Source organism: Ruegeria sp. BF12, from assembly GCF_056538705.1.
This window is the reverse complement of record NZ_JBQFTP010000005.1, coordinates 251,694-265,428: the sequence shown is the minus strand read 5'-3', so window position 1 is coordinate 265,428 and position 13,735 is coordinate 251,694. Positions and strand designations below refer to the sequence as shown.

At 57.5% G+C, this 13,735-nt stretch carries 11 protein-coding genes and 1 riboswitch; of the genes, 2 read left to right on the top strand and 9 right to left on the bottom strand.

The genetic code is table 11. The features are described 5' to 3' along the window. Positions 1-10: 10 nt before the first annotated feature. Both ACR0J0_RS10925 and ACR0J0_RS10920 read left to right on the top strand, forming a co-directional pair. A complete protein-coding gene (locus tag ACR0J0_RS10925) occupies positions 11-1,021 on the top strand; it encodes a D-cysteine desulfhydrase family protein (protein WP_480663837.1) in 1,011 nt (336 codons plus the stop codon). Positions 1,022-1,099: 78 nt separating this feature from the next. Next, the gene (locus ACR0J0_RS10920) at positions 1,100-1,444 is read left to right on the top strand and encodes a RidA family protein (RefSeq protein WP_480663835.1); all 345 of its coding nucleotides are present in this window, start codon (positions 1,100-1,102) and stop codon (positions 1,442-1,444) included. A gap of 169 nt (positions 1,445-1,613) precedes the next feature. Here the strand turns inward: ACR0J0_RS10920 and sstT are convergent, their stop codons facing one another. From sstT to ACR0J0_RS10875, 9 genes are all read right to left on the bottom strand, one after another. Continuing rightward, the gene (gene sstT / locus ACR0J0_RS10915) at positions 1,614-2,843 is read right to left on the bottom strand and encodes a serine/threonine transporter SstT (protein WP_480663833.1); all 1,230 of its coding nucleotides are present in this window, start codon (positions 2,841-2,843) and stop codon (positions 1,614-1,616) included. Between the two features lie 348 nt (positions 2,844-3,191). After that, positions 3,192-3,716, bottom strand: a complete 525-nt coding sequence (locus tag ACR0J0_RS10910) for a hypothetical protein (protein ID WP_480663831.1) — start codon at positions 3,714-3,716, stop codon at positions 3,192-3,194. 193 nt (positions 3,717-3,909) lie between these two features. Continuing rightward, entirely contained in the window at positions 3,910-4,851 is a 942-nt protein-coding gene (locus tag ACR0J0_RS10905; RefSeq protein WP_480663829.1) for a DMT family transporter, read from the bottom strand. A gap of 404 nt (positions 4,852-5,255) precedes the next feature. Continuing rightward, positions 5,256-6,143: a metal ABC transporter solute-binding protein, Zn/Mn family gene (locus ACR0J0_RS10900; protein WP_480663827.1), complete on the bottom strand. Its 888-nt coding sequence runs from the start codon at positions 6,141-6,143 to the stop codon at positions 5,256-5,258. Next, a complete protein-coding gene (locus ACR0J0_RS10895) occupies positions 6,140-7,042 on the bottom strand; it encodes a metal ABC transporter permease (RefSeq protein ID WP_480663825.1) in 903 nt (300 codons plus the stop codon). Before ACR0J0_RS10895 ends, ACR0J0_RS10900 begins: the two co-directional genes overlap by 4 nt. Beyond that, the gene (locus ACR0J0_RS10890; RefSeq protein ID WP_480663823.1) at positions 7,035-7,793 is read right to left on the bottom strand and encodes a metal ABC transporter ATP-binding protein; all 759 of its coding nucleotides are present in this window, start codon (positions 7,791-7,793) and stop codon (positions 7,035-7,037) included. The genes ACR0J0_RS10895 and ACR0J0_RS10890 overlap by 8 nt, the downstream gene beginning before the upstream one ends. Beyond that, entirely contained in the window at positions 7,793-7,930 is a 138-nt protein-coding gene (locus ACR0J0_RS10885) for a hypothetical protein (RefSeq protein ID WP_480663822.1), read from the bottom strand. Before ACR0J0_RS10885 ends, ACR0J0_RS10890 begins: the two co-directional genes overlap by 1 nt. A 212-nt stretch (positions 7,931-8,142) precedes the next feature. After that, positions 8,143-8,353, bottom strand: a riboswitch (cobalamin riboswitch). A gap of 442 nt (positions 8,354-8,795) precedes the next feature. Then, entirely contained in the window at positions 8,796-11,210 is a 2,415-nt protein-coding gene (locus tag ACR0J0_RS10880) for a GcvT family protein (RefSeq protein WP_480663820.1), read from the bottom strand. Beyond that, positions 11,207-13,594: a GcvT family protein gene (locus ACR0J0_RS10875; RefSeq protein ID WP_480663818.1), complete on the bottom strand. Its 2,388-nt coding sequence runs from the start codon at positions 13,592-13,594 to the stop codon at positions 11,207-11,209. Before ACR0J0_RS10875 ends, ACR0J0_RS10880 begins: the two co-directional genes overlap by 4 nt. Positions 13,595-13,735 lie beyond the last annotated feature (141 nt).

Genomic DNA, 13,735 nt, shown 5'->3' with positions numbered 1-13,735 from the left:
AGGGCAGAAGATGACACCAACAAACACTCTGGCCAGTTTCCCTCGGGCCCGGCTCATGTCCGGTCCGACACCGCTGGAAAGGCTGGACCGGATGTCGAGCACACTGGGCATCGACCTCTGGCTCAAACGCGACGACCTGACCGGCCTAGGATTTGGTGGAAACAAAACACGCCAGTTGGAGTTCTACTTCGGTGACGCGCTGCAACAGGGAGCGAACACCATTTTAATCACAGGTGCCGTTCAGTCAAACTATGTGCGCTCCGCAGCTGCGGCAGCAGCCCGTTTGGGTATGCAATCCGTTCTGCAACTGGAAGAGCGTGTTTCTGGTATGGGACCGGATTACTACACTTCGGGCAATGTGCTGTTGGCCAAAATTCTGGGTGCCGAGCATATGAGCTATCCCGAGGGTGAGGACGAAGCAGGCGCCGACGCTGCGCTGCACGCCCGCGCGGAAGAGCTGAAGGCTGATGGACGCAAACCATACGTGATCCATCTGGGTCTGAACCATCCACCGCTGGGCGCATTGGGCTATGTCGTTGCCGGACAGGAATTGTGCCAGCAAATGCCCGATTTTGATGCGGTCGTCGTCCCATCGGGCAGTGGTGCAACGCACGGAGGGTTGTTAACGGGAGTTGCGCTGGCTGGGGTGAATTCCCCGGTATTCGGGGTCTGCGTCCGTCGGGACAGACACAAGCAGCATGCCCGAATGCAGACGGTCTTGCAGAAACTGGCGGATTTGCTTGAAATTGATGCGCCGGCTCTGCAGGCCAAGATCGAGGTTCTGGACGAGGCACTGGCACCGGGTTACGGCAAGTTGAGCGCCACGACCCGCAATGCATTAGAGATGATGGCCCGGACCGAGGGCGTTTTCCTTGACCCTGTTTACTCTGCAAAAACCTTCGCGGGTTTACTGCATTTGGTAGATGTGGGCAAAATCCAGCCCGGACAGAAAGTCGCAATGCTGCACACCGGCGGGCTGCCCGCATTATTCGGCTATCAAACCGAGTTGACGACCAGCTGATAGCAAGAAACCTGCATTTCTCCGCTCTTGCGCCGCGCGTAATCACCATCAGGTTCCATAAAGGGAAAGACACACGACATGACCATCACCCGGATCGAAACCGGCCAACGTATGAGCCGGATCGTCAAACACAACGGCGTCGCCTATCTGTGCGGCCAGACGTCGGACGCGGAATCCGTGACCGAGCAAACGCGCGACATCCTGGCCAAGGTCGAGGACCTGTTGGCAAAGGCCGGCAGCGACAAGACCCGTATTCTGAAATGTGAAATCTGGCTCGCTGACATAGCGGACTTTGCCGAAATGAATGCCGTTTGGGACGCATGGGTACCGGAAGGCCATGCACCTGCCCGCGCGTGCGGGGAATCCAAGCTCGCCCGCGATGTGTTGAAGGTCGAAATGATCGTCACCGCCGCCTGCGACTAACGGGCTTGCAGCAAGACATACGGGGCGCCGGGGCATCAAGTGTTTGAATTCAAAAGAGCGCGCCTAGATTCGCTCTGACCGGAACCCGGGTATTGTGCCTAAGGCAGGATGCGCCGCTTAGCGGCGCATCCCTTGACTATAGGTCTCTCAAAGAGAGCGTGAGTTCAACTTACGCAGGGACCTCGTTCAGAGGTAGCTTTTGCGGGTAGGGATCACCTTGTTTGTACGACCCCGCCGCAGTGAACAGAACGTCTGTTGACGAGTTCAGCCCAGTTTCTGCAGAATCCTGCAGGACGCCGACAATGAACCCGATACTGACAACCTGCATGGCTGTGGCGTTGTCGATTCCGAACAGACTGGCGGCCATCGGGATCAACAGTAGCGATCCGCCCGCAACGCCCGAGGCTCCGGTCGCGGCGATTGCTGCGATGATGCTCAGCAACAGAGCCGAGAGGAAGTCGACCTCGATGCCCATGGTGTGAACTGCGGCCAGTGTCATGACGGTGATGGTTATGGCCGCGCCGCCCATGTTGATGGTGGCACCAATCGGAATGGTGACCGAATAGGTCTCTTCATCCAGATTCATCCGCCGGCACAGCTCCATGTTAACCGGGATGTTGGCGGCGGAACTGCGCATGAAGAATGCTGTAATGCCAGATTCTCTGAGACAGGTGAACACCAGTGGATAGGGGTTTCGCCGAATACGCAGGAATACGATCAGCGGATTGACCACAAGCGCCATGAACGCCATGCAACCAATCAACAATATCAACAGGTTGGCATAGCCGAGCAGCGTGCCGAACCCGGTTTCCGCAATGGTCGAGGCAACAATGCCGAAAATGCCAATCGGTGCGACGCGGATAATGGCGGAAACGATCTTGGTGATCCCGTTGTCCAGATCCTGCATAAACGTCTTGGTCGTGGCGCTGGCATGACGGAAGACCAGGCCTAAACCAATCGCCCAGGCGAGAATGCCGATGTAGTTGGCCTGTGCCAGGGCATTGACCGGGTTATCCACGATCTTAAGCAGGATGTTCTTCACAACCTCGGCCAGACCGTCGGGGGCATCCATGATCTGAGGTGTTCCAGTCAGTTGCAATGAGACCGGAAACATAAAGCTGGCCAAAACCGCAACCAAAGCTGCCGCGAAAGTGCCGAGGATGTACAGAAACACGACCGGGCCCATACGGGCCTCACTGTCCTTCTTGTGGTTGGTGATCGCGGCACAGACCAGGATCAGCACCAGAACCGGCGCGACCGCTTTCAGCGCATCGACAAAGAAGTCGCCGAGCAAACCCATCGCCATGCCAGCCTGAGGCCAGACAGCGGCGAGAAGAACACCAGCGATGAGCCCGACAATGATTTGTGTAACCAGGCTACTTTTTAGAATGAAACTCATCGGGACCATCCTGTTTGTTATGGGCCTTGCAGGTGGATCGGACACCTGCCAAGGCACAGTGAAAGTTAACAGATTGGCGGCTATATGGGTTTCAGGGGCGCGATTGTAACCGTCCCGGCGCGCTCGATCGGTCCGGGTTCAGCCGTAACCCCGTGGTTCCACCCTTGCGCAATTCCAATTTTGGCACAGACACCGAGCCGGCCAATTGACGCTAATATGCATCAATATATAGATATTTTGCGATCTTAGAAAGATTCCCGTCTTCCCCTACGTCAACTGAGGTTGCCGCGATAAATATTTTCAGAATTTCTAAGATTTTTGACGGCCTTGGCCAATTTAGGGGATCGTCTACTGAGAATTCGTATCACAAGATCGTATTTTGGGAGTGTCCGTAGACACGCGCGTAAGGCTCCAAATGCAGGTCTGAACCGTCAGTCCCGGAATGTTCGGCACCTGATCCGAAGCCCAGACACTCGTGACCGACAAGCTGAACGGCGCAGATGAGGTTGATGCCGGGAAAAACCGCGCCAGCTCTTTTGATGGGAAAGTGCCGCCACAGGCCTCAAAGTAACCGCTGATCAACGTGCCATCAGGTGACAGTGCGATTGAGCCAGAGTAAAGCGAGTATTCGGCCCCAAGCTCTTGTTTGTCGGTGTAGAGCAGGTCAATGGATATGTCGTCCCCATCCTGCACGATCCCGGCGCGCATCGGGTCTGACCAGCTTGCAGGAACACCCCCCGTGGTACTGTCACAGGCGTATCGTCCCTCGTATTGCCCGGTCAACGAAAACGTCTCGGCCAGCGCTGCCGTCGCGATCTGCCCAAATACAAGGGTTACTATTGCGGCACGTCCGAAAAAATGCTTCGCGGTCATTATTCGCCCTCCTATGATTTTAAAGCTCGGTTGTTTCCTTCACAGAGCATCCGAACGCCATCGATGGTAGCGACTGAAAAGCTAACCGCCAATAAGTGACTACATTCAGCCACTTATTTCGCTGGTTACCCTTGGCATGTCACAGCTATTCCCATCATCCAACGCGCTGCCGACAGAATCCGGCAATCAGCGATCAGGACGAACCCACGGTTTTTTTATCAACCTGACACGGCGGAGGGGCTCGCACCATTCCAGAAACCGCGTTTCCGACAATTGCGGCCAACAGCACACTACCGCCGAGCAACGTGTGGAAAGATGCTGTTTCACCCAGAAAAACCCACACCCAAACCGGACCAAGCAGAACCTCTGCCAATGACAGCAGAACAAGTTCTGCAGCGGGCAAGCCACGCGACCCGAGAGTGTACAGGATAAGGCCTGCCCCGACCTGAAAGACGCCCATGGCCATCGCTATGCCACCATCGCGAGGGGACAGAAGCAAAGGAAGTTGCAGAAACTTGCAGACAGCAAAAGTGATGAAAATGGCGAATACGCCCGAAAGGAACACCGAGGGCAGCATTTCACCGGATTTTCCCCAACGCAGCGCCACCGTGAAAACGGCAAACCCAACGGCCGATCCCAACGCGGCCAGACTACCTCTCAGAGCTCCACCCCCGGACTTGTCCGCGACCATGATGGCAATACCGCAGATGGCGACGGCGATAGATACCCAGGTCGCGCCGCGCACTTCTTCCTTCAGAACAATCCATCCCAAAACCGCAGCCATGAATGGCGCGGTAGCAAACAAAAGCATCGCATTCGCGACAGAAGTGACCTGGATCGCATAGATCCCACCAGAATAGGCCGCAACCAGCGACAGCCCTGCAACTACCGCAGGAAAGCCGAGACGCCGGAGATGCGTGATAGGCGTCTCTCCGGTGCGCAATCGGATCACAACAAACAGGAAAATGCTGAGGCTGATCGACCGGTAGAGCAATATCTGCCAGACGACCGCGTCTTCGATCAGCCGGATGCCAAGCCCAACTGTCGACCACAAGACACCGGCCGCAAAAACGAAAAACACACTTCGCCTGCGGTGTTCTAGTCTGGTCGAAATCTCGTTCAAACCGGTTGTCATCCGACCCTCGTCCGCACAGGCAATGGCTCAACCGTATTGAAAACAGAACCAAAATACCGACTGATTGCGACATCGGTGGTTTTTCGAGATTGGCCTGCTTCAGTCAGACCGATCTTCGGCCTTGAGAGTCAGAGCATGCGAATAGCTGGTCTTCTGCCTCAGTTTGACGGGATCTGTCACTCGCTGAAAATGAAAGTCCGGCACACACAAATTTGGTCAAAAGCTGGCTTTTAGTTGCTTTGCATCGGCCAGAGTTTGTTGGTGAATAACACATTCGCCGTTCGCAATGACCGCCTAATGCAGCGGTGCAACCGTTGACCCAGCCACAAACATGGTTTCGGTCAGGTTGCGCGAGGCGATCATTCAAAAACCACCCCGCGCGTGACTTCAGATTAGCTTGCGGTCTAGTGTGCCAGCGCGTCCAGCAGAGTGCCCAGGTTGTGCTGGAACATCGCCAGATAGCTTGTGGCCGGACCGCCGCGCTCGGACAAAGCATCGGAGAAAAGACGACCGCCGATCACGATACCTGTCTCGTCCGAAATTTGCTGAACCAAAGCCGGGCTGGTGATGTTTTCCACGAACAGGGCAGCGGCACCATCAGCCTTCAACTGGTCGATCAGAACGGCAAGCTGCTTGGCGGAAGGTTCAGCCTCGGTGTCGATGCCGACCGGCGCAAGGAAGGTCAGTCCGTAAGCGTCCGCAAGATAGCCGAACGCGTCATGAGCCGTCACGACGGTGCGGCGGTTCGCGGGCAGGTTTGCCAGCTTGGCTTTGGTTTCGGCATCCAACGCCTCAAGCTCAGCTATATAGGCTTTGGCATTGGCAACGATCTCGTCTGCATGCTCGGGCATGGCTTCTTTCATAACGTCGGCGACGTTGGTCACATAGATCACGCCGTTTGACAAAGAGTTCCATGCGTGGGGGTCGGTCTCACCATCCACTTTGACCGGCGTGATACCGTCGGTTGCAACGTGTACAGACGCTTTGGTTCCAGACTCTGAGATCAGGGTGTCTGACCAGGTTTCAAAGCCCAGTCCATTGACAAAGATGATGTCAGCCTTGGCCACGGCCTTCGCGTCGGCAACCGAAGGCTGATAGACATGAGCATCAGCGTCGGGGCCGACAATGGTCGTGACTGTTGCCAGTTCGCCGACAACTTCTTCGACCATGTCGCCAAGGATCGAGAAGCTGGCCACGATCCGGACGTCGTCTTCAGCAGCCGCAGCCGGCAGTGCGGCCAAAGCAAGGGACGCCGAGGCGATGCCGGCATAGAGGGATTTCACAAGAGTCATTTTGCTCGCTCTTCTTGATGAACTTGCGCAACGGGGATGTCTTTTGAAACGGACGGTTTGCGCAACCGGCCGCCAAAGCCTAAGGGGCCGAAAATGGCTGAGAACAGAAACAAACCACCCGCGACCAGCACAATTGCAGGGCCGGAGGGCGTTTCCGGGAAAAAGTAGGACAGTGTCAGCCCGATCCAGCAACTGGACAGGGCGAAAATGAAACCCAGTACCAGCTGCGCCGTTATGGTGCTCGCCCAGTAGCGCGCCGCAGTGGCAGGCAGGATCATCAAACCAACGGCCATCAGCGTGCCAAGCGTCTTGAACGCCGCCAGCAGGTTCAGAACCAAAAGCAGCATGAAACCCTGATCAATCAACCAAGGCCGCCGCGTCTGGGTTTCAAAAAAGACCGGGTCGCACGTGCTGACGATCAGAGGTCGCAACAGGAAGGCAAAGGCGACCAGGGTCACAGTCGCAACTCCACCCACAAGCATCATCGAAGCGTCGTCGATCCCGAGGATCGAGCCAAACAGGAAGCTTTTGAGCGGAACGGCGGATCCTGCCGCCGACAGGATGAAGATACCGACAGCCAACGCAATCAGATACAGCGACGCAAGGCTGGCATCGCTGCGCAAAATCGTCCTGCGCGCCAGAAAAGCGGTTAGTATGGCTACACCCACACCCGCAATCAGACCTCCAACCAGCAGCGACATCACCGATAGGCCGGCGGTCACAAACCCGATAACGATGCCCGGCGTGATCGCATGGGCCATCGCCTCCCCGGCAAGGGACAAGCGACGCAACACGAGGAAGGCTCCTACCGGAGCAACCGAGGCGGAAAGGACTGTGGTCGCCACGAAGGCGCGCCGCATGAAAGCAAAGCTCCACATTTCGGTGAAGAGTTCAAGCATGTGTGCGCTCCGCATTTGCTGGCCCGCCCCGGAACATCCAGGAGGCTTGGCTTTCCGATAGATACCCTTGGGCTACCAGCCGGTCGGGTGTGAGCACGTCGTTTACCGAACCATGCGTTGCTTCTTGCCCGCCCAAAAGCAGGGCATGGCTGCAATGGTCCAGTACAGAAGAGAGGTCGTGAACGACCAAAACAACCGCGCGGCCTTCATCGCGCCATCGACGAATGATCGACAACAAATGCGCCTCCGTGCTTTGGTCCACGGCTGCAAAGGGCTCATCCAACAAAATCAGCGGCGCATCCTGCATGATGACCCGTGCGAACAGGGCGCGCTGCAATTGCCCGCCGGACAGCATGTGCAAGGGGCGGTCCGCGATGTCGAGAACACCGGCCTCATCCAGCGCAGCTACCATTCTGTCGCGCGCCGCATGGTCCAGCCCGTTTCGAAACCCAAACCCTCGCCAAGCCCCCATCGCCGCAAGATCCCGCACGCGAATGGGGAAGCGACGGTCAAACTCGGTCATCTGCGCCAGATAGCCAATTTCACGGGGGCGGCCTTTTGGCCAGGCAAGACTGCCCGAAAGCGGGTCCATCAATCCAAGCAGCATTTTGACAAAAGTGCTTTTGCCCGAACCGTTGGCACCCAAAACGGCCAGAGTCGTGCCCGCTTCGATGTCCATGGACAACCGATGGAACAGCGTCAGATCACGGTATCCGAGAGTCAAATCGCGGAGTTGAAGAACAGCAGACATCAGATCACCGTGTAAATCGCGAACCACAACAGAGCGGACAGCGCCAAAGCACCCAATACCAGTACCGGTACGCTGAGCTCAGAAAAACAGCGGCCTTTTTGCGCTCCGGCGTCATTATGCGATGCGCGCCGTGTCATCGGGCTGCCCCGACGGTTACGGCGTACTCGTGAATGCTGAATCTGGACAAGGTGGCTTTGACCCTGTGGGTTATGCAAGGTCGGAAATCAGAATTTTGCAAGTACAACGACATCGCCTCCTCCGGTTGGAAGGGGGCGAAGCAGGTGCAAGGTTGCGGACGGCATGGGCCGTTTGAAACATTGACATCTCCCTCTGGGACACCCCGCCCAGGTTCATTAATATTCGGATGGCAGGTCTCCTGACTTGCGGGTCGACGCTGTCCCGATCCTTCCCAGGCAATAGCCCAGTGGACGATCTCGGGTCGCTCACCGCCTACAGTTGCGGGGGCAGTCACGGATTTGGCTTTTCGAGAAGGCCGCACCGTATTCCCTTTTATCCCTTCCCGCAAAACGCGGTCGGGAACCATCGCCGCGACAGAACACAAAACAATTTGATTCGGCAAGAGTGCGCATTATGTTCCGGTAGCTGGGGGATATCTTTTTCGGATGGACCACGTAGGAAAACGGTGCCTCTATCACCCGCCATATTGCGGTTTCCCTTGATCGCAACACATCATGTTGCGTTTTCCGCTTTTTCACCTCGCGACGAACGCTACAAGGGAAACCGGTGAAATTCCGCCCGCCCCTCGCAATTGAAAATTGAAAGCCGGCTGATCACACGATTGAAATCACCTGTTCGGAAAGGCCGCTCCCAACAGTGATCCCCCAGCCTGAACACCCGCTGCTAAAGCGCAATTCAGCCTTAATCTGGGTCATGATTTGGCTGGTTTCCGCGCTATGATGTCCTCGAGCGCAATTTCAAAAGCAGTGGACAACGGGCCTCACCAATTTCCCCCCGGATTGCTGCGAAAACTCCACGCGGGTTCTAGTGTTTCATTCGGGCGTTCGCCGGATCAAACGGAGGTTTTGACAGAATTTTCGCGTCTCGTTGTTGCCCAAGAATTTGAACCTCCAGCCCCTCCTTCGCGTTCCGATCACGCAGATAGGCCAGCGCCAGTGTTTTTCCCGTTCGGTGACCATAGGCGGCCGAGGTGACAATACCGACCATTCGATCCCCTTGGATCACCCCATGCGCGTAATATGGATCAACATCCCCGGCTTCAATTTCAAGCAGGACCATATCCCAGCGATTATCGCTTTCCAAACGCGCGGCCAGGGCGTTCTTGCCGGTAAAGTCGTGGTCCATCTTGATCAGGAAACCCGCTCCCGTTTCGGCAGGCGTCCGCTCAGTCGTGAAGTCCGCGCCCCAGGCTCGGTACCCCTTTTCAAGGCGCATGGCGTTCATGGAATAAGCCCCGAACAAACTTAGCCCATAGGGCTTTCCCGCTGCTTCAATGGCCAGGAACAATGCGCGCATCTGGTCGGCTGCGACGTGCAGCTCCCAACCCAGTTCTCCCACATATGACACGCGCAACGCGCGCACGGGAATGCCCGCTATTGTAATCTCGCGAACCGAGAGCCAAGGGAACCCTGCCCCCAAATCAGCGTCCGTCAGCGTAGACAGGACGTCGCGAGATTTCGGTCCCATCAGACCAAGCACGCCATAATTCTCGGTAACTCGCGTGATGGAAACGTCGAATCCATCCGCGCGAGCGCGCAACAGATCCTCGTCCATCTCTTCAGCGGCTGCAGCCGAGATGAGATAGAAATAATCGTCGGCTAGAACCGTAACGGTGAATTCCGAATGCGTTCCCCCAGCAGGGGTCAGGGCATGCGTCAGTCCGATGCGGCCAACATTTGGAGCAAGATTCGTGCCGATGGAGTCCACAAATGCGCGGGTATCCGTGCCCTTTACTTCGAATTTCGAGAACACCGACATGTCGGCAAGCCCGACCGAATGCGTCACGACCTGGCATTCTCGCGCAACCGGTTCGAACCAGTTCGTGCGGCGGAAGCTGGGCACCGCCTCGTCGCCCTGCTTGTCGCTGAACCAGTTGGGCCGCTCCCAACCATAGGCCGTTCCCATGACGGCGCCACGCTCGACCATCAAGTCATGCAAGGGAGATAGGCGCTTGCCACGTGCTGCGGGGCGCTCTTCTTGCGGGTAATGTACACCAAATTGCAAACCGAAGCATTCGATAGCTTTATCGACGCGATAGTCGCGATCGGCCCAGTTGCCAAAACGGCGGCTGTCTACTGCCAGCGCGTCCATCGGCGGCGCGCCGTGGGTCATCCAATGGGCCAAAAACCAGCCTGAACCGCCTCCCTCCATCACGCCCATCGACGATCCGGTCAGCAGCCAGGCATTCGGCAAACCATGCGCCGGACCGATCAGAGGGTTGGCGTCTGGTGTAAAGGTAATCGGGCCATTGACGACAGATTTGATGCCACCGGTTTCCAACGCGGGGATACGCTCCATCGCCATCATTATGATGTCCTCGACCCGGTCCAGATCGGGCGGCATCAGGTCGGCTCCGAATTCGGGCGGGCAGCCGTCGACCGACCAGGGCTGTGCGTCTTTCTCATACGGCCCAAGGATCAGACCGTCGCGTTCCTGCCGCACATACCAGCTTTCTTCCGGGTCGCGGATCATCGGCAGCTCGGGCAGGCCCTGTTTGATGCGGTCGGATACCGCCTCAACCGTGTCAGTCACCAGATATTGGTGCAACACTGGCACAGAGGGAATATTCAGCCCCATCATATGCCCTATTTCCCATCCCCAGGTGCCGGCAGCATTGACGATATGCAAAGCACGGATCGTGGTTTTTTCCGCCTCGACCACCCAGGCGTCATCCTCGCGCCGGATTGCGGTCACCGGGTTGTACCGCAGGATCGTGGCACCGTTCTGACGCGCCACCTTGGCCATCGCGTTAGTGGCCAAAGACGGGTCCACATGGCCGTCATCGGGCTCATATATGCCACCGAGCAAACCTTCGGTTCGGGCCAGCGGGTGCAGGCGTTCAATGTCCTCGGGTTTCAGCAGTTGTAAGTCGTACCCAGTAAAACGGCTAAGCCCCGCGACATGAGCGAACTCGTCCATCCGGTCCGGGTTTGAGGTAATCCGCATCGCACCAGAGCGGTGAAAACCACACGTATCACCGGTCTCTTCCGGCAGGATATCACGATACAGTCGCACGGATGTGGCGCGCAGTTCCTGAATGGTCGGGTTGTGGGCGAAATGCGTGCAAAGGCCCGCTGCATGCCATGTCGAACCGTGGGTCAGATCGTTCTTTTCGGTCAGAACAACGTCGGTCCAGCCCGCCTTGGTCAGATGGTACATGAGGGACACGCCCATTGCGCCCCCGCCGATGATCAGGACCCGAGCGTTGGTGGTGCTCATCCGCGCATCCTTTCGCCTGTGGGATCAAACGGGGGGCGCATCAGCACATTGGCCTGATGACGCACACCCGCGACTTCAATTTCGAACTTTCGTTCGCAGGTGGCGGACAGTTTCTCGCCTGTCGCAACCTCAATCATACTCAGCGCCAGCGTCAGTCCGGTGCGAGCACCACGCGCGCCGCTGGTGGTCATGCCGATAACGCGGCCGTTTTCCAATATGGGTTCGTCATGCAACATCAAAGGATGCGTGGGGATGTCGAACATCACCTGCCTGCGGGTCAGGCCCCGTTCTTTCTGGGCGGACAGAACATCCTTGCCCAGAAAATCCTTGTTCCAGTCAATGGCAAAGTCAAGCCCGGCCTCAAGCGGCGTAATCTCGGGACCCAGATCGTGGCCCCAATGCTTGAACCCTTTCTCGATCCGGCAACCATCCACGGCGAAATGGCCCAAAGGTCTGGCCCCTATGGCGTAGAGCGCGTCAAAGACTGGGCCACCTTGTTCCACCGCAATGGACAGTTCCCAACCAAGTTCACCCACAAAGCTGACGCGCGTGGCCGTGGCAGTCTTGCCTGCAATTGTCACGGTCTTGAAGGTTGAAAACGGGAAGTCGTCCCAATCCGCGTTGGACAAAGATCTGAGCACATCTCGGGAACCGCCGCCCATAACGCCGATGACCACCTCGGCCTCGGTTACGTCAGTAATTATCACGTCGCGCCCAGCGCTGTGCCGACGCAACCAAGCCAGATCCTTTTGCCGGCTCGCGGCAGCTGAGGTCATGCGAAAACGATCTAACGCGACCCGAGCGATGGTTACATCTGCCTCGGTTCCACCCTTGCCATTTGTCAGCAGGGTATACACCGCGCGTCCGACGGGCACATCCAGATTGGCGGTTGTCAGATACTGTAACACCGACAATGCATCCCGGCCCTGAATGTCGAATTTTCCGAAGGGTGACAGGTCAATCAGCGCCGCGCCTTCCTGCATCTGCGCGGCCTCGCGCTGCGCAATCGGATACCAGGGCTGATCGCCTACCGAATAGGGCAAATCGCGCTCACTATCGTCCTGGGCATACCAAAGTCCGCGCTCCCAACCGGCGGTCAGGCCGAATTGCGCGCCCGCTAGGGACCAGCGATCATGCAGCGCCGACTTTCGCAGGCCACGCCCGGCTTTGGGCTGTTTGAACGGCCAGTGCAGAGCAAAGGCATCGCTGACCGCCTCTTTCATCCGGGATTCAATGTGATCCTTGTCAGCCGTCAGCGGATCGACACGGGCGATATCGACCTCCCACAGGTCCATCGGCGGCTCACCGTCGACCATCCAATCGGCCAGCACGCGTCCGACGCCCGCCGAAGACATCACGCCGACCGAGTTCATCCCGGCTGCTACAAACAACCCATCGACATTGGGCGTCTGACCAATCAGGGGTTTTGTGTCGGCGGTGAAGCTCTCGGGGCCGTTCATAAAGTGCTGAATGCCCGCCGCTTCCAACCCGGGAACCAACGCCAGCGCCGCGGTCATGAACGGCATGAACTGATCCCAATCCTCGGGCAATTCCAGAAATGGGCGGTCGCCTTCTGGGCCAAACGCATCCCAGACTTTGGCATTCGGCTCAAACCCGCCAAAGACCAGTTTGCCCGCGTCGCCTTTGACGTAAACACCGCGATCCAGATCGCGCAACACCGGATAAGGGGTGGGCAGATCAGCCATAGGCTCGGTCACGACATACATATGCTCGACAGCCTGCAGGGGCAGCGCAACACCCACCTCATCCGCCAGTTTCTTCGACCACGCACCGGCACACAGCGCCACTTGGTCGGCCAGCATTTCAGACCCATCCGCTAGACGCACACCCTTGGCCGACCCGTTTTCCACCAGCAGTCCGGCGACCTGTACATTCTCGCGGATCACGGCCCCTTTGGCGCGGGCAGCCTTTGCATAGGCCATGCACAGGTCCACCGGGTTCACATTGGCATCTTCTTCGACACGCAGCGCGCCAACGATGCCATCAAGGTTCAGTCCCGGTACGTCGACCTCATCCCGTTCTAAAATCGACGGTGTCAAACCAAAATGGCGACCCAGAGAGGCAATGCGGTGCAGCTCGTCCATACGCGCTTCTTCACGTGCCAACCAAAAGCCGCCGGTCTGGCGGTAGCCGGTGGACATGCCCGATTCATCCTCGAGCTGGCGAAACAGCTCACCTGCATACATGGCCAGTCTGGTCATGTTCGGCGTTGCACGTAGCGGCCCGATAATCCCGGCCGCGTGCCAGCTTGTACCGCTGGTCAGTTGGTTTCGCTCGAGTACCGTGACCTGCGCCCGACCGGCCAGATGGTAGGCCAGCCCAAGGCCAATGGCACCTCCGCCAACGATGATAGCTTTCTGCATGCGCTGCCTCACTCCCCAAGCTCCTGTTTTTCGGCGTATTCGATCCTACGGCGCAGGCGTGAATATCCCCGCAAGGATTGACTTCCGTCAGCGCGCGGATCAAGAAATCAAAACAGAAATTAGAAAAACTAATGGAAGTTA

Bases quoted from the DNA above. Each gene is read 5' to 3' on its own strand.
- ACR0J0_RS10925 (WP_480663837.1), top strand. From the start codon at position 11: ATGACACCAACAAACACTCTGGCCAGTTTCCCTCGGGCCCGGCTCATG.
- ACR0J0_RS10920 (WP_480663835.1), top strand. From the start codon at position 1,100: ATGACCATCACCCGGATCGAAACCGGCCAACGTATGAGCCGGATCGTC.
- sstT (WP_480663833.1), bottom strand. From the start codon at position 2,843: ATGAGTTTCATTCTAAAAAGTAGCCTGGTTACACAAATCATTGTCGGG.
- ACR0J0_RS10910 (WP_480663831.1), bottom strand. From the start codon at position 3,716: ATGACCGCGAAGCATTTTTTCGGACGTGCCGCAATAGTAACCCTTGTA.
- ACR0J0_RS10905 (WP_480663829.1), bottom strand. From the start codon at position 4,851: ATGACAACCGGTTTGAACGAGATTTCGACCAGACTAGAACACCGCAGG.
- ACR0J0_RS10900 (WP_480663827.1), bottom strand. From the start codon at position 6,143: ATGACTCTTGTGAAATCCCTCTATGCCGGCATCGCCTCGGCGTCCCTT.
- ACR0J0_RS10895 (WP_480663825.1), bottom strand. From the start codon at position 7,042: ATGCTTGAACTCTTCACCGAAATGTGGAGCTTTGCTTTCATGCGGCGC.
- ACR0J0_RS10890 (WP_480663823.1), bottom strand. From the start codon at position 7,793: ATGTCTGCTGTTCTTCAACTCCGCGATTTGACTCTCGGATACCGTGAT.
- ACR0J0_RS10885 (WP_480663822.1), bottom strand. From the start codon at position 7,930: ATGACACGGCGCGCATCGCATAATGACGCCGGAGCGCAAAAAGGCCGC.
- ACR0J0_RS10880 (WP_480663820.1), bottom strand. From the start codon at position 11,210: ATGAGCACCACCAACGCTCGGGTCCTGATCATCGGCGGGGGCGCAATG.
- ACR0J0_RS10875 (WP_480663818.1), bottom strand. From the start codon at position 13,594: ATGCAGAAAGCTATCATCGTTGGCGGAGGTGCCATTGGCCTTGGGCTG.